This is a genomic window from Streptomyces sp. NPDC001617, assembly GCF_053596855.1.
Map to the genome: position 1 here is coordinate 51211 of NZ_JBSFHA010000016.1, position 17915 is coordinate 69125.

Annotated in this window: 14 protein-coding genes and 1 pseudogene; 12 read left to right on the forward strand and 3 right to left on the reverse strand. The window is 70.9% G+C overall.

The window, feature by feature from the left end:
* Window positions 1-22: 22 nt before the first annotated feature.
* From ACWC09_RS14995 to ACWC09_RS15015, 5 genes are all read left to right on the forward strand, one after another.
* Complete coding sequence (locus ACWC09_RS14995; RefSeq protein ID WP_450850949.1) at window positions 23-1588, forward strand: PucR family transcriptional regulator; 1566 nt, start codon at window positions 23-25, stop codon at window positions 1586-1588.
* Between the two features lie 155 nt (window positions 1589-1743).
* The gene (locus tag ACWC09_RS15000; protein ID WP_450850950.1) at window positions 1744-2586 is read left to right on the forward strand and encodes a nitrilase-related carbon-nitrogen hydrolase; all 843 of its coding nucleotides are present in this window, start codon (window positions 1744-1746) and stop codon (window positions 2584-2586) included.
* A 127-nt stretch (window positions 2587-2713) separates the two neighbouring features.
* Entirely contained in the window at window positions 2714-4117 is a 1404-nt protein-coding gene (gene hydA / locus ACWC09_RS15005) for a dihydropyrimidinase (protein WP_450850951.1), read from the forward strand.
* 11 nt (window positions 4118-4128) lie between these two features.
* A complete protein-coding gene (locus ACWC09_RS15010) occupies window positions 4129-5148 on the forward strand; it encodes a TIGR03842 family LLM class F420-dependent oxidoreductase (RefSeq protein WP_450850952.1) in 1020 nt (339 codons plus the stop codon).
* Window positions 5149-5277: 129 nt separating this feature from the next.
* Entirely contained in the window at window positions 5278-6804 is a 1527-nt protein-coding gene (locus ACWC09_RS15015) for an NCS1 family nucleobase:cation symporter-1 (protein ID WP_450850953.1), read from the forward strand.
* A 43-nt stretch (window positions 6805-6847) separates the two neighbouring features.
* Here ACWC09_RS15015 and ACWC09_RS15020 read toward each other — a convergent pair whose 3' ends face one another.
* Together ACWC09_RS15020 and ACWC09_RS15025 are read right to left on the reverse strand one after the other, a co-directional pair.
* Window positions 6848-7504 (reverse strand): hypothetical protein, encoded by a 657-nt coding sequence (locus ACWC09_RS15020; protein WP_450850954.1) that lies wholly within the window; start codon window positions 7502-7504, stop codon window positions 6848-6850.
* Window positions 7505-7802: 298 nt separating this feature from the next.
* Window positions 7803-8822 (reverse strand): carboxymuconolactone decarboxylase family protein, encoded by a 1020-nt coding sequence (locus ACWC09_RS15025; RefSeq protein ID WP_450850955.1) that lies wholly within the window; start codon window positions 8820-8822, stop codon window positions 7803-7805.
* Window positions 8823-8988: 166 nt separating this feature from the next.
* Between ACWC09_RS15025 and ACWC09_RS15030 the strand changes: the two genes are divergently transcribed.
* From ACWC09_RS15030 to ACWC09_RS15040, 3 genes are read left to right on the forward strand one after another with little or no spacing between them, the layout of a single operon-like run.
* Window positions 8989-10095, forward strand: coding sequence for a sensor histidine kinase (locus tag ACWC09_RS15030; protein ID WP_450850956.1), 1107 nt, complete (start codon window positions 8989-8991; stop codon window positions 10093-10095).
* The gene (locus ACWC09_RS15035; protein ID WP_450850957.1) at window positions 10092-10754 is read left to right on the forward strand and encodes a response regulator; all 663 of its coding nucleotides are present in this window, start codon (window positions 10092-10094) and stop codon (window positions 10752-10754) included. Before ACWC09_RS15030 ends, ACWC09_RS15035 begins: the two co-directional genes overlap by 4 nt.
* Before the next feature lie 40 nt (window positions 10755-10794).
* Window positions 10795-11664: a class I SAM-dependent methyltransferase gene (locus ACWC09_RS15040; protein WP_450850958.1), complete on the forward strand. Its 870-nt coding sequence runs from the start codon at window positions 10795-10797 to the stop codon at window positions 11662-11664.
* Here ACWC09_RS15040 and ACWC09_RS15045 read toward each other — a convergent pair.
* Window positions 11640-12632, reverse strand: coding sequence for a phospholipase D-like domain-containing protein (locus ACWC09_RS15045; RefSeq protein ID WP_450850959.1), 993 nt, complete (start codon window positions 12630-12632; stop codon window positions 11640-11642). The genes ACWC09_RS15040 and ACWC09_RS15045 overlap by 25 nt on opposite strands.
* A 301-nt stretch (window positions 12633-12933) precedes the next feature.
* On the opposite strand from ACWC09_RS15045, the gene ACWC09_RS15050 reads away from it, so the two are divergent.
* From ACWC09_RS15050 to ACWC09_RS15065, 4 genes and pseudogenes are all read left to right on the forward strand, one after another.
* Window positions 12934-14841: a gamma-glutamyltransferase family protein gene (locus ACWC09_RS15050; protein ID WP_450850960.1), complete on the forward strand. Its 1908-nt coding sequence runs from the start codon at window positions 12934-12936 to the stop codon at window positions 14839-14841.
* A gap of 104 nt (window positions 14842-14945) precedes the next feature.
* Window positions 14946-15782: an inositol monophosphatase family protein gene (locus ACWC09_RS15055; RefSeq protein ID WP_450850961.1), complete on the forward strand. Its 837-nt coding sequence runs from the start codon at window positions 14946-14948 to the stop codon at window positions 15780-15782.
* Window positions 15783-16006: 224 nt separating this feature from the next.
* The gene (locus ACWC09_RS15060; protein WP_450850962.1) at window positions 16007-17419 is read left to right on the forward strand and encodes a phytoene desaturase family protein; all 1413 of its coding nucleotides are present in this window, start codon (window positions 16007-16009) and stop codon (window positions 17417-17419) included.
* 279 nt (window positions 17420-17698) lie between these two features.
* Window positions 17699-17875: pseudogene (locus tag ACWC09_RS15065) on the forward strand (cytochrome P450); the annotation flags it as partial.
* Between the last annotated feature and the right edge of the window lie 40 nt (window positions 17876-17915).

Consider the following 17915-nt stretch of genomic DNA (forward strand, 5'->3'; position numbering starts at 1 on the left):
CACTGAGCAAGGGAAGACCGCCATGACCACCACCTTCGGGACCTTCGAGCCGGCTCTGTCGGTGCGCCAGGTGCTGGCCCTGGAACGGGTCCTCGCCGGCGAGCCCGAGGTGGTGGCGGGGGCCTCCCAGCTCGACCGGCCGGTGCGCTGGGTGCATGTCGCCGAGGCGCCGGACGTGGGCGTGATGCTCAGCGGCGGTGAGATGGTGCTCACCACCGGGGTGCTGCTCGCCGGCGACGAGGAGAAGCAGGCCGAGTACATCCAGTCCCTGCACCGTGCCGAGGCCGCGGCGGTGGTGCTGGGACTGGGGCGCGCCTTTCCGTCGCCCCCGGACGTCATGCGCCGGGCCGCCGAACGCTGCGGGCTGCCGATGGTGGTCCTCCACCGGCCCTTCCCCTTCGCGGAGTTGACGGAAGAGGTCCAAGCCCGGCTGATCCGGCGGAAGTTCGCCGCCGTCAGCCTCTCGGAGTCGGTACGGACCGCCCTCACCGGACTCATCACGGCAGGCGCCCCGCTGCAACGACTCCTCGACGAGGTCGCCCAGCACAGCGCCTGCCCGGTCGTCGTCACCAACCTCGCCCACCGTGTCCTCGCCACGGCGGGGGAGCGGCCGGCGGTGGACGACGTGCTGCGCGACTGGGAGCGGATCTCCCGGCAGGCCGGCGGCAGCGAGGGCGACGGCTGGATCCGCGCCGAGCTGGGCGGACGCGGGGAGCGCTGGGGCCAGATCATGCTGTGCGGGTATCGAGGGGACACGGCCGGCGGACGGCTCCTCGCCGACCGGGCCGCCGAGGCCCTCGTCCTGCACCGCATGCTCGGCGGCACCTCGGCCCACACCTGGGAGGAGCAGTCGGCGCAGAGTCTGCTGACCGACCTGGTGAGCGGGGTCGTGGCGGCCAGGCAGCTGCTGCCCCGCGCGCGTGCCGCCGGGCTGCCGGTCAACCGGCGGACGTTCGTGCCGTTGGTCGTACGGGACGGGGAGCCCGCCCAACTCGACCGAGTGCTACGGATGCTGGGGCTGCCCGGTCTCGTCGCCGAGCTCGCCGAGGAGGCCACCGCCGTGCTGCTCAGCCTCGCCCGGGACCAGGACGCCGAGGCGCTGACCGCGCACTTCGCGGCCAGGCTCCGTACGGAATCGGGGTCGACGAAGGCCGTCGTGGCCGCCGCCGACCCGCGTATCGCCTGGGACGACGTGCCGGCGGGGCTCCGCGAGGCGCAGCACGTGGCCGACGCCGTGGCCGACTCGTCGGCCGTCCTCGACCTCCCGGCGGTCGTACGCCTCAGGGACGTACATCTGCGGGGGCTGATCCGGTTGCTGCGGGACGATCCGCATGTGCAGTCGTTCGCGGAGCGGGAGCTGGACGGACTGCTGTACTCGGCCGACGACGATCTGCTGCCGGTCCTGCGCACCTACCTCGCCACCGGCCGCAACAAGTCCCGCACCGCCCAGCTCCACCATGTCTCCCGGCCCGCGCTGTATCGCCGGCTGGAAGCGATACAGGGCCGGCTGGGCGTCGATCTCGACGACTTCGAGCAGGCCGCCTCCGTGCACATCGCGCTCCTCGCGCACGACGCGCAACAGGGCTGAAACATGCCACGACCTGGGAAAACGGCGGTGAAACATGGGCCCACGAGAGGGTGACACCGTGACACGCCGCATGCCCGCAGACGTGACACGCTGCAACTCAAAGCCGGTTTTCGGACTTCCTAGTCTTCTCGCACACCGAGCGACCGGAGGTCCCGATGAGCAGAGTGATTCGTGCCGCCCTCTTCCAGACCGCGTGGACGGGCGACAAGGAGTCGATGATCCAGGTACACGAGCAGGCGGCCCGCGACGCGGCCGCGCAGGGTGCTCAGGTCCTGTGCTTCCAGGAGCTGTTCTACGGGCCGTACTTCTGCCAGGTCCAGGACAAGGCGTTCTACGAGTACGCCGAGCAGATCCCGGACGGCCCGATCGTCAAGCGCTTCCAGGCGCTGGCCAAGGAACTGGGTCTCGTTCTGATCCTGCCGATGTACGAGGAGGAGCAGCCCGGCGTCCTCTACAACACGGCCGCCGTGATCGACGCCGACGGCTCGTACCTCGGCAAGTACCGCAAGCACCACATTCCCCAAGTGCCGGGATTCTGGGAGAAGTTCTACTTCCGCCCCGGCAACGCGGGCTGGCCGGTCTTCGACACGGCTGTCGGCAGGATCGGCGTCTACATCTGCTACGACCGTCACTTCCCCGAGGGCTGGCGGGCGTTGGGCCTGGAGGGCGCGGAGATCGTCTTCAATCCGTCGGCCACCTCGCGCGGTCTGTCCGCCTACCTGTGGCAGCTGGAGCAGCCGGCCGCGGCCGTCGCCAACGAGTACTTCGTGGGTGCGATCAACCGGGTGGGTGTCGAGGAGCTGGGCGACAACGACTTCTACGGCACGAGCTACTTCGTGGACCCGGAGGCCCAGTTCGTCGGCGAGGTGGCGAGCGACAAGGAGACCGAACTCGTCGTCCGCGACCTGGATCTGGCGAAGCTCCGCGAGGTCCGCGACCGTTGGCAGTTCTTCCGCGACCGCCGCCCGGACGCGTACGCCCCGCTGACGGCGCCGTAACAGCCGACGGCACTGCCCGCGCCCCTTCTTCGAGGGGCGCGGGGCAGCGCCCATATGCGGCTCCGCCGCGTGGGCGCGACCAGCCCCCGACGACCCGCACCCACCCACAACCCAGCGGAGTCAGACCATGAGCAGCCGGACCATCATCCGCGGCGGTCTCGTCATCACCGCGTCCGACGAACTCCACGCCGATGTCCTGATCGAGGACGGACGTATCACCGCCCTCGCCGCCGCAGGCACTTCCGCCGCCGAGGCCTGGACGGCCGAGCGGACCATCGACGCCACCGGCAAGTACGTCATCCCGGGCGGCGTCGACGCTCACACCCACATGGAGCTGCCGTTCGGCGGCACCTTCGCCTCCGACACCTTCGAGACCGGCACCCGGGCCGCCGCCTGGGGCGGTACGACGACGATCGTCGACTTCGCGGTGCAGAGCGTCGGCCACTCCCTGCGCGAGGGCCTGGACGCCTGGCACGCGAAGGCCGAGGGCAACTGCGCGATCGACTACGGCTTCCACATGATCGTCTCCGATGTGAACCAGGAGACGCTCAAGGAGATGGATCTGCTGGTGGAGGAGGGTGTGACCTCCTTCAAGCAGTTCATGGCCTACCCGGGGGTCTTCTACTCCGACGACGGCCAGATCCTCCGCGCCATGCAGCGCTCCGCCGAGAACGGCGGCCTGATCATGATGCACGCGGAGAACGGCATCGCGATCGACGTGCTGGTGGAGCAGGCGCTGGCGCGCGGGGAGACCGACCCGCGCTACCACGGGGAGGTACGCAAGGCCCTGCTGGAGGCCGAGGCGACCCACCGCGCCATCAAGCTCGCCCAGGTCGCGGGCGCTCCGCTGTACGTCGTGCACGTCTCGGCCATGGAGGCGGTGGCCGAGCTGGCGCGGGCGCGCGACGAGGGCCTGAACGTCTTCGGCGAGACCTGCCCCCAGTACCTCTTCCTGTCGACCGACAACCTCGCCGAGCCCGACTTCGAGGGCTCGAAGTACGTGTGCAGCACGCCCCTTCGCCCCAAGGAGCACCAGGCGAAGCTGTGGCAGGGTCTGCGGACCAACGACCTGCAGGTCGTCTCCACCGACCACTGCCCCTTCTGCTTCGTGGGCCAGAAGGAGCTGGGGCGCGGGGACTTCTCGAAGATCCCCAACGGCCTTCCGGGCGTCGAGAACCGCATGGACCTGCTCCACCAGGCCGTCGTCGACGGGCACATCAGCCGCCGCCGCTGGATCGAGATCGCCTGCGCCACCCCGGCCCGGATGTTCGGCATGTACCCGAAGAAGGGCACCATCGCCCCGGGCGCCGACGCCGACATCGTCATCTACGACCCGAACGCCGAGCAGGTCCTGTCGGTCGACACGCACCACATGAACGTCGACTACTCGGCCTACGAGGGCAAGCGCATCACCGGCCAGGTCGAGACGGTGCTCTCGCGCGGCGAACTCGTCATCACCGAGCGGGAGTACACCGGACACGCCGGGCACGGTGTCTACACCCCGCGCTCCACCTGTCAGTACCTCAACTAGGAGTGGCGCCAATGGACTTCGGACTCGTCCTGCAGACCGACCCGCCGGCCTCGAAGGTCGTCAGCCTGATGAAGCGGGCGGAGCGCAACGGCTTCACGTACGGCTGGACGTTCGACTCCGCCGTGCTGTGGCAGGAGCCGTTCGTGATCTACAGTCAGATCCTCGCGAACACACAGAAGTTGACCGTGGGCCCGATGGTGACGAACCCCGGGACCCGCACCTGGGAGGTCACCGCCTCCACCTTCGCCACCCTCAACGACATGTTCGGCAACCGCACCGTCTGCGGCATCGGCCGCGGCGACTCCGCGATGCGTGTCGCGGGCCGTACCCCGAACACCCTGGCCCGGATCAGCGAGGCCATGAAGGTCATCAGGGCGCTCGGCTCGGGCAAGGAGGCCGACCTCGGGGGTACCGTCATCAAGTTCCCCTGGATCAGGGAGGACGCCGAACTCCCCGTCTGGATGGCCGCGTACGGCCCCAAGGCGCTGAAGATGACCGGCGAGGAGGCCGACGGTTTCATCCTCCAGCTCGCCGACCTGTACCTCACCGAGTACATGGTGAAGGCGGTCAAGGACGCGGCGGTCGCGGCCGGCCGGGACCCCGGTGACGTCAAGATCTGCGTCGCCGCCCCCGCCTACGTCACCGAGGACGACTCGCCCGAGGCGCTCGCCCACGCGCGCGAGCAGTGCCGCTGGTTCGGCGGCATGGTCGGCAACCACGTCGCCGACCTGGTGTCGAAGTACGGCGCGCACTCCGCGGCCGTACCCGAGGAACTCACGGACTACATCAAGGCCCGTGAGGGGTACGACTACTCGCACCACGGGCGCGCCGACAACCCCGACACCGCCTTCGTGCCCGACGAGATCGTCGACCGGTTCTGCATCATCGGCCCGGTCGGCAAGCACATCGAGAAGCTGAACGCACTGCGTGAGCTGGGCGTCGACCAGTTCGCCGTCTACGACATGCACGACGCGCAGGAAGCCACCATCGACGCCTACGGCACCAAGGTGATCCCGGCCGTCAACGGCTGACCGAAGGAAGACCCACCGCTCGACTCCCCATCCCCCCACTCCTGTTCTCCCCTCCCCGGCCGTCCCCGGGGAGGGGGCCGGAGACCCGCACGGCCTTTCCGGACCCACCCCTCATTGATTGGCCTGCCCATGACCGACACCGCTCCCACGGCCATACCGCCGACAGCCCAAGTAACCCTCGACGACGGTCGCGTGGAGATCGCGCCGGGGTCCCCCATGCCCAGCGGTCCGTACGCGAACGAGGACCTGCTCCCGGTCCCGGTCGAGAAGCGCACCTGGACCACGTACAACTTCTCCGCACTGTGGGTCGGCATGGCCCACAACACGGCCTCCTGGACCCTGGCCTCCGGTCTGATCGCCGTCGGCATGGACTGGAAGCAGGCGGTGCTCACCATCGCCCTGGCCAATGTGATCGTGCTGATCCCGATGCTGCTCACCGGGCACGCGGGTCCGAAGTACGGCATCCCCTTCCCGGTCTTCGCGCGTGCGTCGTTCGGCGTGCGCGGTGCCAACCTCCCCGCCGTCGTACGGGCGTTGGTGGCGTGCGGCTGGTTCGGCATCCAGACCTGGATCGGCGGTGAGGCGATCTACTTCCTCGCCGGGAAGCTGATCGGCAACGGCTGGTCCGACGCCGGGAAGGTCGGCGGGTACGCCTGGACGATGTGGCTGTCGTTCGCGCTCTTCTGGGTGCTCCAGGTCGCCATCATCTACCGGGGCATGGAGACGATCCGCCGCTTCGAGAACTGGGCGGCGCCGTTCGTCATCGTCGGCGCGATCGTGATGCTGATCTGGATGAGCAACAAGGCCGGCGGCTTCGGCCCCCTGCTCGACCAGCCCTCCAAGCTCGGCTGGGGCGGCGACTTCTGGAAGCTGTTCTGGCCGTCCCTGATGGGCATGATCGGCTTCTGGTCCACGCTGTCGCTGAACATCCCCGACTTCACCCGCTACGGCAAGAGCCAGAAGGCCCAGACGCGGGGCCAGGCCCTCGGTCTGCCGACCACCATGACGCTGTTCGCGCTGCTGTCGGTGCTGGTCACCTCCGGTTCGCAGAAGGTGTACGGCGAGGCCGTCTGGGACCCGGTACAGCTCGCCGCCAAGACGGACAACGTCTTCGGTCTGCTGTTCGCCCTGGTGACCGTGCTGGTCGCGACCCTCTCCGTGAACATCGCGGCCAACCTGGTCTCGCCGGCCTTCGACTTCTCCAACATCGCGCCCCGGAAGGTCAGTTTCCGGGCCGGAGCCCTCGCCACCTGCGTCATCGGTGTGCTGATCTTCCCGTGGAAGCTGTACTCCGACCCGCAGGGCTACATCTTCACCTGGCTCGGCCTGGTCGGCGGTCTGCTCGGCACGGTCGCCGGCATCCTCATCGCCGACTACTGGATCCTGCGCCGCGGCAAGCTCGACCTCGTCGACCTGTACCGCACGGGCGGCCGCTACTGGTACGAGGGCGGCTGGAACTGGCGGGCCGTGGTGGCCTTCGTCGTCGGCGGTGTGCTGGCGGTCGGCGGAGCGAGCTTCAAGCCGCTGATCGACGGACGGCCCATCCCGTTCCTGAAGTCCCTCGCGGACTACGGCTGGGCGGTCGGCCTCGGCACCTCGATGGTGCTCTACCTGGCCCTGATGCTGCTGCGCGGAAAGGACCGCCTGGAGGTCTGAGCCCGAGCCTCGGGTTTGCGGGTCCTCGAAGGGCAGCCGGTTCCTACTGGCTGCCCTTCAGCGCTGTCACCGCGTCCTTCGCCGCCTTGATCGCACCCTTGTTGATCACGTCCGTGCTGGGTGCCTTCTTGGACTCGAAGTCGCTGCCGTTGTAGGTGATGACCACCAGAACGTTGGACACGCGCGAGATGACGACACCCTCGCGGGTCTGCTGCTTGTCCTCGGTGGTGAGGTTCACGACGGAGTAGCCCGCGTCACCCAGGCCCGGAACGTCCCCTCCGCCGCTCTTCTCCGTGAGCCGGTCCTTGTACTCCTTCTGTGCCGCTTCGTCCGAGTCCATGACCTCGAAGGAGACATCGAGCCAGCGGTAGTCGTACCCCTTGAGCGCGTTCCAGGAGCAGGTCCGGCGCAGCTTGGAGTCCGTCGACCGGATCTCCTTGCCCGCCGTCTTGGCCCCCGGGACCAGCGACTTGATCGTCGCCACGGACACGCTGCCGCAGGGTGCGGGGGAGGCGGCGTACGACTTGGTCACGGCCGACGTCGACGGTGCCGAGGGCGACGAAGTGCCCTTCTTCTGCGCCGAGTTGTTCTCGTCGGCCGGTGTCGCGGGGCTGGACGACAGTGCCCAGCCCACCGCGGCGAGCACGACGACGGGGGACAGACGCGCGGTCAGGGCGACCGGCAGAGGAAGTTCGCGCACGGGCACACTTCTCGGTGGGGGACGGTGTGCGGATGGAGTCCGCACTGCGGACGGGGCGCCAGTCTCACATGACTCCCTGTGAGACGGAAGTTCCAACTCGCTCCGTGCTCGGGCGGTCACTGAGGCCCATGGGCGACCTGGGTTCGACATGGGCGTTTCGCGGTGACGAGCCAGAGATTGTCGAGTGGATCGATGGTGACATTTGCGCATCTGTCCAGAATCTCCCGAGTGTGGACGGGAGTGGAGCGAGGGGCCCCGGCGGAGCGCGAGCACTCGAACACCATTCGGCCGCCCGGCATCAAGGCCCGCGTCGGATTGAAGCGGCCTCCTCGGCGAGAGGCAGGGCCAGGGCGCTCTCGATGCGGTCCACGGCCAGGAAGGCCCCGTAGGCGATGAGTCGGACCAGCTGCTCGTCGTTGTGCCAGGGCATGTGCCAGGCGGCCACATCCTCGTCCGTGATGCGGTACGGCGCCAGGGCGGCCAGCAGCGCCAGCCGTGCGCCGGGCCGCTCGCGCCGGGGCGGGAAGTCGCGCAGGACGGCCGACGGGTGCGAGCCGTCCCACTCCCGCAGGGCGTGGTGCACGAGGGCTCGCTCGCCCGGGTCGAGGAGGCCGGCGCCCGCCTGGGCCGCCGCCCGCAGGGCCGCGTAGGCGGGGGCGATCGGCGTTCCGAGGGCCCAGTGCGGGCCGGGGCCGAGGGTGTCGAGCAGGGGCAGGGAGGCTCCGGGCTCGGTGGTCCGGCGGACGATACGGCCCAGGGAGCGGCCCGCGAGCGAGCGCACCGCCCGGAAGCGCTGGGCGCCGCCCGGCAGGAGCTGTTCGGTGAGCAGGGCCGAGACGATGCGGTTGATGAAGTGGAAGGCGAGGGCGGTGCCCAGGTAGCCGGGCGCGTGCTCCTCCGGGAAGGGGTACGGCCGCAGGGCGGCCCCCGGGGTGCGGCTGGCGAGGCCCCAGTCGAGCACGCGCGTGTGCTCGTCGTGCTCCGGGTCGTCGCCGCGGGCCAGCCGCTCGGCCAGGGCGTGATCGCCGGTGGCGTGCAGCAGCATGGTGTGCGCGTCCACGCAGAACGGGCACTTGTTCGCGAGGGAGACCCCGAGCGCCGCCAGCTCCTTGCCGGTGCGGCTGCCGGGGCCGGCGATGAGCGACTCGCGCATCAACGCCCAGGTGGAGGCGAGGAGTTCGGGAGCGGAGGACAGGACCACGAAGGTGGGTGGCCGCTTGATGCCGAAGTCGACGGCGATCTGCTCGTAGACCTCGGCGACCCGGCCGGTTGCGGACCTGGCCGACGGAGGCTGTGTGTGCCGGAACGATGTGGACATGGGCAGCAGCATGCGCGTCCGGGCCGGACCGGGGCGTCGTACGGGCGGAGGCAGTTGGGGGTACGACGGCGGGGCCGGGGGAGACGCGCAGTACTCCGTGGGGAGTAGTCCAGGAGCAGTCCACAGGGCTGACGCCGTTGTCGGTGGCGGCGTCTACTGTGCCCGTATGAGTGGGCGATTCGACGCACGTACGAGACTCGCCGACGCGGCCCTCGCGGTGGTCGTCGGCGTTCTCGCCGTGACCACGGTCGCCTTCGCCCAGGACACGACGGCCCTCGACTACGCGTTCGTCGCGCTCGGTTCGGCGGCACTGGCGTTCCACCGTTCGAGCCCGCTCGAGGTGCTGGCCGTCACCACGGCGAGCGGCGCTGCCTATGTGCTGCACGCGCACCCGGGCCCGCTCTCCGCCCTGACCGTCTTCGTCGCCGTGGCGACGGCGGCCGGCGCGGGACACCGGGGCCTTGGGGCCGCGGCGAGCGGCGTCTTCCTGGCCGCGTATCTCGCGACCGGCCCGACGAGTCACGCCGTGGTCGAGCGGACCGCGCTGCTCGCGGGCTGGTTCCTGACCGCCGTGGTCGCGGGACAGGCCGACCGCAACTGGCAGGCGTATCTGCGCCAGACCGAGCAGCGCGCGCTGGAGGCGGAGCGGGCCAAGGAGGAGGCGGCCCTGCGTCGGGCCGGCGAGGAACGGCTGCGTATAGCGCGGGAGTTGCACGACTCCCTCACCCACAGCATCTCCATCGTCAAGCTCCAGGCCGGAGTCGCGGTTCATCTCGCCCGCAAGCGCGGCGAGGAGATACCGCCCGCACTGCTCGCCATCCAGGACGCGAGCGGCGAGGCGATGCGCGAACTGCGCTCCACTCTGGAGGTGCTGCGCTCCGACGACGAACCGACCGGCACGCCCGCGCTGCTGGTCGAGCGGGCCTGCGCGGCGGGCCTCACCGCCGAGCTCACGGTGACCGGCGAGGAACGGCCTCTCACGGCCACGGTCGACCGCGCCGTCTACCGCATCGTCCAGGAGTCCCTGACCAACGCGGCCCGCCACGCAGGACCGGCCAAGGTGAACGTCCAACTCGCCTACGGAGCAGACGACTTGACGATCCACGTCGAGGACGACGGCACCGCCGACCCGGCAAGCCCGCCCGCCCCGGGCGTAGGTCTCACCGGCATGCGCGAGCGGGTCACGGCGCTCGGCGGCACCCTGGAGGCGGCTCCACGAGCGGAGGGCGGCTTCGCGGTGCTGGCCAGACTGCCGTTGGGGGAGACGGCGTGATCAGGGTCGCGCTCGTCGACGACCAGGCGTTGATGCGGGCCGGCTTCAGGGCGCTGCTGGACGCCGAGGACGGTATCGAGGTGGTCGGCGAGGCGGCGGACGGCGAACAGGGCCTCGCCCTGGTGCGCGCGCAGGTCCCCGACATCGCGCTCATCGACGTGCAGATGCCGGTGATGACCGGCATAGAGGCGACCCGCCGGATCGCGGCGGACCCCGCCCTGGCGTCGGTACGCGTGGTGATCCTCACCAACTACGGCCTCGACGAGTACGTCTTCGAGGCGCTGCGCGCGGGCGCCAGTGGCTTCCTCCTCAAGGACACCGAACCGGCCGACCTCCTCCAGGGCATCCAGATCGTGGCCCGCGGTGAGGCCCTGCTCTCCCCGTCGATCACCCGCACCCTCATCGGTGAGTTCGTCTCCCGCCCTCCCGACCGCGCGACGGCCCCCGGCCTGGACGGCCTGACCCGCCGCGAACGCGAGGTGACGGCGCTGGCGGCCCGCGGCCTGACCAACGAGGAGATCGCCGCGCACATGGTGATCAGCCCGTTCACCGCGAAGACGCACATCAGCCGGGCGATGACCAAACTCGGTGCGCGCGACCGGGCCCAACTGGTCGTGTTCGCCTACGAGTCGGGGCTGGTGGTGCCGCGCACCGCATAATCCGTTGCGGGACGGACGCGCGGATCACCACTCTGTGGTGATGACCGAGACGACACGCTCCCAGTCCCCGGCCGTCCCCGAGGAGATCCTCGCCTACTACAACCGGGGCAAGGAGGACGCCCGCCTCAGACAGGGCGGCGCCCCCGCCGGAAGGCTGGAGTACTGGCGCACACAGGACGTACTGCGCCGGCTTCTGCCCGCCGCGCCCGCGCGCGTACTGGACGTCGGCGGCGGCAGCGGCGTCCACGCGGAGTGGCTGGCCCGGGACGGCTACGAGGTGGACCTGGTCGACGCCGTACCCCTGCACGTGGAGCTGGCCGGCCGACTCCCCGGCGTGAAGGCCAGGTGCGGAGACGCCCGCGCGCTGTCCGAGGAGGACGCCTCCTACGACGCCGTACTGCTGCTCGGCCCCCTCTACCACCTCCCCGAACGGACCGACCGAGTAAGGGCGTTGACCCAGGCGCACCGAGTCGTCCGCCCCGGTGGCCCGGTGATCGCGGCCACCATCAACCGCTACGCGGGCCTGCACGACCTGCTCCGCGAGGAACGCTACTTCGACCCCGCCCAACGCCTCCGCACGGACACGGTCAGCACCCACGGCCGCCACAACGGCGAGGGCGGCCTCTTCACCACCGCCTACTTCGCCCAACCGACAGAGGTACCCGGGGAGTTCACCGACGCCGGCCTCACGGTCGAGGGCCAGTACGGCCTGGAGGGCCTGGCCTGGCTGATGGGCGGAATCGAGGACTGGCTGGACGACCCGGAGCGACGGGAGGCCGTCCTGGCAGCAACCCGCCGCACCGAGTCCGAGCCCACGCTCCTGGGCGCAAGCGGACACCTGCTCACCGTCGGCAGGCGCACTCCCGCCGACCGTCAGCCGACGACCTACGCTGCCGTACCACCCGAGTAGTCGCTGTTGAACGTGCTCTCGACGGTGGTCGCCACCGACTGAGCCACCCCCGTCCCGGTCAGGATGATCCCCAACTCCCTGTTGTTGGACAGGGAGTTGCTGCTGATGTTCATGGACCCGGCTTCCACCTTCTGAGTGGACAGCCCATAGTCGGCGACCATGGCCTTCGCGTGGATGTAGAACCCGTCCGGGTCGGAGTACCCGACGACCGTGCCACCCGCGTCCTCGATCTCGGACACCTCGCTGGAGTAGTCCCCCGGCGTCTCCAGCACCACCCGCACCGTCACCCCCGCCTCCGCTCTCGCCGCGATCGCATCGACCACCGTGCTGTCGCTGAACTCCAACTCCTCGACGTCCAGTGTCTCCGTCGCCCCGTTGATCACGGACAGCAGCCGGCTGCGGGAGTCGGTCGGGGACCAGAGCAGATGGTCGCCGTCGGTGGGGGTGATCGACGTCCCCGCGTAGTCCGCGTTGAAGACCTTCTCGATGGCGGCGACATCACGGGTGTCGTCGGTGAAGACACCGTAGTCGCGGCCGGTCGCGTAGTACTGCGAGGTGAGGTTGCCGGTGAGGACCAGCGACTTGGTGGCGTCGACGGTGATCGTCTTCTGGTGCGTGTAGACGAAGCTGGACGACGACCACACCACCCCCACACCCGCGTTCGTCAGCGCGGTGTACGCCGCGTTGTTGGCGGTCTTGTGCTGGCGGTCGAGGACCACCCGCACCGTGACGCCGTCGTCCTCCAGGGCTATCAGGTCGTTGACGGCGGTGGTGTCCTCGAGCTCGTACATCGTCATGTCGAGCGACGTGGTGGCCGAGTTGATGAAGTCGTAGATCGTGGGCTCGCTGCTGCTGAGCGAGAAGGCGAAAGCGGAATAGCTCGCGGCGTTCGCGGGAACGGCGGTGGCGACCACCGTCGCTCCGGCCGCCAGAGCGACACCCGCACGCCCGAAGACCTTCCACAACATGCGTGACTCCTAGTCGAGTTGATGCCCACGTGGGGGGTGGTGAGCGTGGGCATGACACCACGCGCGTAGACCCGGAGGAAGGGAACCGAGGTGAACTCGGGATTACCGGGCGCGCGTTGGACCGGACAAAGGGGACTTGGTGCAGGTGGAGGCCGGTTCAAGGGGGCTTTGCGAGTTCGCAAAATCTTCGTAGATCCCTGTCCGGGCCGCGCTGCGGCGGCCGCGCTTCGGCGTGGTTGTGATCGGCGGTGAGGTGTGATCGCATCGGACCCACCGAGGCGCCCGAGCAGCGAGGTGAGAGATGCGGTTCACGACCCGGCCGACCCTGCAGGGCACGTTCGGCATGGTCTCCTCCACCCACTGGCTCGCCTCGCAGTCGGCGATGGCCGTACTGGAGGCCGGCGGCAACGCGTACGACGCGGCCGTGGCGGGGGCGTTCGTGCTGCACGTCGTCGAGCCGCACCTCAACGGGCCCGCCGGCGAGGTGCCGATCCTGCTCGCGCCGGCGGGTGGCGAGGTGCGGGTGCTGTGCGGACAGGGCGTCGCGCCGGCCGGGGCGACGGTCGCCCACTACCAGGGACTCGGCCTGGACCTCGTCCCCGGCACCGGGCCGCTCGCCGCCGCCGTGCCGGGCGCGTTCGACGCCTGGATGCTCCTGCTGCGGGACCACGGCACCAAGTCCCTCGCCGACGTCCTCGGGTACGCCATCGGGTACGCCGAGGACGGACACGCGCCCGTGGAGAACGTCGGCGCGACCGTCGAGGCGGTACGGCAGCTGTTCGAGACGGAGTGGACGTCCTCGGCGGAGGTGTACCTGCCGGGTGGCAGGGCACCGCAGCCGGGCGAGCTGTTCCGCAACCCCGCCCTGGCCGCCACCTGGAGGCGACTGCTCGCCGAGGTGGAGGGAGCCGGGGACCGGGTCGCGCAGATCGAGGCCGCGCGCGAGGTGTGGCGCTCCGGCTTCGTCGCCGAGGCCCTGCTACGACAGTCCGGGCGCCCCACCATGGACACCAGCGGCGAGCGCCACACCGGCACCCTCACGGCCGCCGACCTCACCGGCTGGTCCGCGACCTACGAGGCCCCGGCGACGTACGACTGGAACGGCTGGACCCTGTGCAAGGCCGGCCCCTGGAGCCAGGGCCCGGTCCTGCTCCAGCAGCTGGCCCTGCTCCCGCCCGAGCTGCCCGCGTACGGCTCCGCCGACTACGTCCATCTGCTCATCGAGGGCTGCAAGCTCGCCATGGCCGACCGCGAGGCCTGGTACGGCGACGCCGCCGAGGTTCCGCTCACGGAACTGCTCTCGGCGGACTACAACGCGGGCCGCCGCAGCCTCATCTCCGACAGGGCGGCACACGAACTGCGGCCCGGCAGCCCCGGGGGGCGCACACCACGACTCAGCGCGCACGCGCACGTGGTCGCCACCGACGACCCCGGGTTCAACCCCCTGGGCGTGGGTGAGCCGACGGTGGCCGAGCGGGCGGCCTCGGCGGTGCCGGGTGAGCCGGAGACCATCGACGACCCACGCGTGCGTGCCGGTCGGCCGGAGCCCGCCAGTCACCCACGCGCGCGTGGCGCCGACCCCGACGTCCGGGCCGACGGTGCCACCCGTGGCGACACCTGCCACCTGGACGTCGTCGACCGCTGGGGCAACATGGTCGCCGCCACTCCCAGCGGCGGCTGGCTCCAGTCCAACCCCGTCGTACCCGAGCTCGGCTTCCCGCTCGGCACCCGGCTGCAGATGACCTGGCTGGAGGAGGGCCTGCCGAACTCTCTCACCCCCGGCCGCCGTCCCCGGACCACCCTGACCCCCTCCATCGCCCTGCGCGACGGCGTCCCGGTGCTGGCGTTCGGCACGCCCGGCGGCGACCAGCAGGACCAGTGGCAGCTGCACTTCTTCCTCGCCGTCGCCCTGAGCGCCCGCACCCGCGGCGGCCTCGACCTCCAGGGCGCGATCGACGCCCCGAACTGGCACAACGACAGCTTCCCGGGCTCCTTCTACCCACGCGGGATGCGGCCGGGCAGCATCACGTTGGAGTCCCGCACGGACCCGGCCGTCGTGGCGGAGCTGCGCCGCCGCGGCCACGACGTGACCATCGGCGACCCCTGGTCGGAGGGCCGCCTGTGCGCGGTCGCCCGGGACCCACGCACCGGAGTGCTGTCGGCGGCGGCGAACCCGAGGGGCATGCAGGGATACGCGGTCGGCCGCTGAGGACGAAGCGGGACCGTTGTCGCCGCACCGCGAGTTCATGCCGATTCCACCGGGAGTCCATCGGGCGGGTGGGGATTGTCAGTGGTGCGTGCTCTCATGGAGGCATGATCGAAGAAACGGAAACCATCGACGAGTTTCTCGCCCGCCGCTCGGCCGACGTGGAGGAGGCGGTCCGCAAGGCCGCCGCGGCCGAGATCATGCCCCGCTTCCGCCGGCTCGCCGCACACGAGGTGGACCAGAAGGCCGGACCCCATGACCTGGTGACCGACGCCGACCGGCTGGCCGAGCGGTACCTCACCGAGGCACTCGGTGCCCTCCTGCCCGGGTCGGTCGTGGTCGGCGAGGAGGCGGTGCACGCCGACCCGGCGACGTACGAGGCGATACAGGGCGACGCCCCGGTCTGGATCGTCGACCCGGTCGACGGCACCCGCCAGTTCGTGCGCGGCGAGCCCGGCTTCTGCACGCTGGTCGCGCTCGCCCACCGAGGAGTGCTGCTCGCCTCCTGGACCTACGCCCCGGCCCGCGACCAGCTGGCCACCGCCATCAGGGGCCAGGGCGCCCGCCTCGACGGCGAGCGCCTGTTCGCCGGCTCGCCCACCCCCGGCCGCGACCTGGAAGTGGCCACCTCGCACCCCGACTACACGACGGACGACCAGAAGCGCGCCCTGCTCGGCCTGTGGACCGATGGCGTCGCCCCCCGCGCCTGCGGCTCGGCAGGCCTGGAGTATCTCGCCGTCGCCCGCGGCGAGTTGGACGCGACCGCCTTCTCCTGGGAGGCCGCCTGGGACCACGCGGCCGGCATCCTCCTGGTCGAGGAGGCCGGCGGCACCCACCTGACGGCCGCGGGAGAACCCTTCCGCATAACCGGCGGTAACGCCCTCCCCTTCACGGCGGCCCGAGACGAGGTGACGGCGCGCAGGGTGGTGGGACTTCTGCAGTGAGTGGTGGGACTTCTCCGCAAAGGGCGCGGTGACCCACTCAGGGGTGCGGGGCTGCATCGATATGCGGTTCCGCCCCGTGGGCGCGAATCACCCCACGACCTGCAGTCGTGTACAACCGCTGGGCCCGGTTCCTTGGGCGAACGTCCTTCCCCGGCCCCTGGACTGTCGGACCCCCGGCATATCCTGATCCCCACTGGCCGTCGACTGACGAAGGGGTGCCGTCGATGCTCGATGCAGTCGTCGTGGGCGCGGGACCAAACGGACTGACGGCCGCCGTCGAGCTGGCGCGGCGCAACTTCTCCGTCGCCGTCTTCGAAGCCCGCGACACCGTCGGCGGAGGAGCCCGCACCGAAGAGCTCACCCTCCCCGGCTTCCTGCACGACCCGTGCTCCGCGGCCCACCCCCTCGGCATCAACTCCCCGGCCTTCCGCGCCCTGCCCCTCCAGCGGTACGGCCTCGAGTGGCTGCACTCCGAGCTGCCCATGGCCCACCCCTTCCCCGACGGCACCGCGGCCGTGCTGGCCCGCTCGGTCGCCGAGACGGCAGCCTCCTTCGGCCCCCGGGACGCGGGCGCGTACCGCAGGCTGGTCGAGCCGTTCCTGCCCAAGTGGGACACCCTCGCCCGTGACTTCATGTCCCTGCCGCTCACCGCGCTCCCGCGCGACCCGGTCACCCTGGCCCGCTTCGGCCTGGTCGGTCTGCCCCCGTCGACCTGGCTGACCCGCCGCTTCCACGAGGAGCGCGCCAAGACCCTCTTCTCCGGTCTGGTCGCGCATGTGATGGCCCCGCTCGGCGGATTCGCCACCGGCGCCGTCGGCCTCGTCTTCGCCCTCGCCGCCCACGCGCGCGGCTGGCCCGTGGCCCGCGGCGGCTCCCAGTCCATCTCCGACGCGCTGACCGCGTATCTGAAGGACCTCGGCGGCCTGGTCCACACCGACTACGAGGTCAAGCGCCTCGACGATCTGCCGCCTGCCCGCGCCTACGTCTTCGACACCTCGCCCACCGCCCTGGCCCGGATCGCCGGCTTCGGGCGCTCCTACGAGAAGTACAAGTACGGCCCAGGAGTCTTCAAGGTCGACTACGCGCTCGACGGCCCGGTGCCGTGGACCGCCGAGGAGGCCCGCGCCGCCACCACCGTGCAGATCGGCGCGGACAGCGCGGAGATCGGCGCCGCCCTGCGCGCGGCCTCCCGTGAGGGCCGCGCGCCCGACCGGCCGTTCATGATCACGGTCCAGCCCTCGATCGTCGACCCCACCCGCGCCCCCGAGGGCAAGCAGGTCTTCTGGGCCTACGCCCATGTCCCGAGCGGCTGGACGGGCGACCTCACGGATGTCATGGAGCGTCAACTGGAGCGCTTCGCACCGGGGTTCCGCGACCGCGTCCTCGCCCGTGCCACCGCGGGGCCGGCCGAGCTCGCCGCCCGCAACGCCAACTACGTCGGCGGCGACATCGCCTCCGGCGCGGTCAGCGGACTCCAGGTCCTGCTGCGCCCCAAGCTCTCCCTGACCCCGTACAGCACCCCGCACCCGGCCGTCTTCCTCTGCTCGTCGGCCACCCCGCCGGGCCCGGGCGTGCACGGCATGTCGGGGCACAACGCGGCGAAGGCCGTCTGGCGGCGGCTGCGACAGCAGGCCTAGCGCCGATCCAAGGTCTCCCGCTTCGACTCCGGATCTGCCGTGCGCCTTTCCGACCTCGCGCTTCTCGTCCGGGCACCGGCGAGATCACGGTTGAGGAGGCGGTCGGGGCCGCGGCCCTGCTGCTGATCGCGGGCCACGAGACGACGGCGAACATGTTCCCGCCGGCGGTCATGGCCCTCCTGCGCCCCCCGAGCAGCTCGCCTCCCTGCGGGCCGACCCCGTCCTGTGGCCGGACGCCGGCGAGGAGTTGCTGCGGTATCTCACCGTGGCCAGTCCGGGATGCGCATCGCTACCGAGGACGTCGAGGTGGGCGGCGTGCGCATCCGGGCCGGGGAGGGTGGGGGCGTGGCGCTCCAGGCGGCCGACCGGGACCCGGCGGTCTACGAGGACCCCGACACATTCGACATCGGCCGGGACATGAGCGCAGGTCACCTGGCCTTCGGCCGCGGGCCGCACCGGTGCGTCGGCCGGTCCCTCGCCCGCGCCGAGCTCCAGA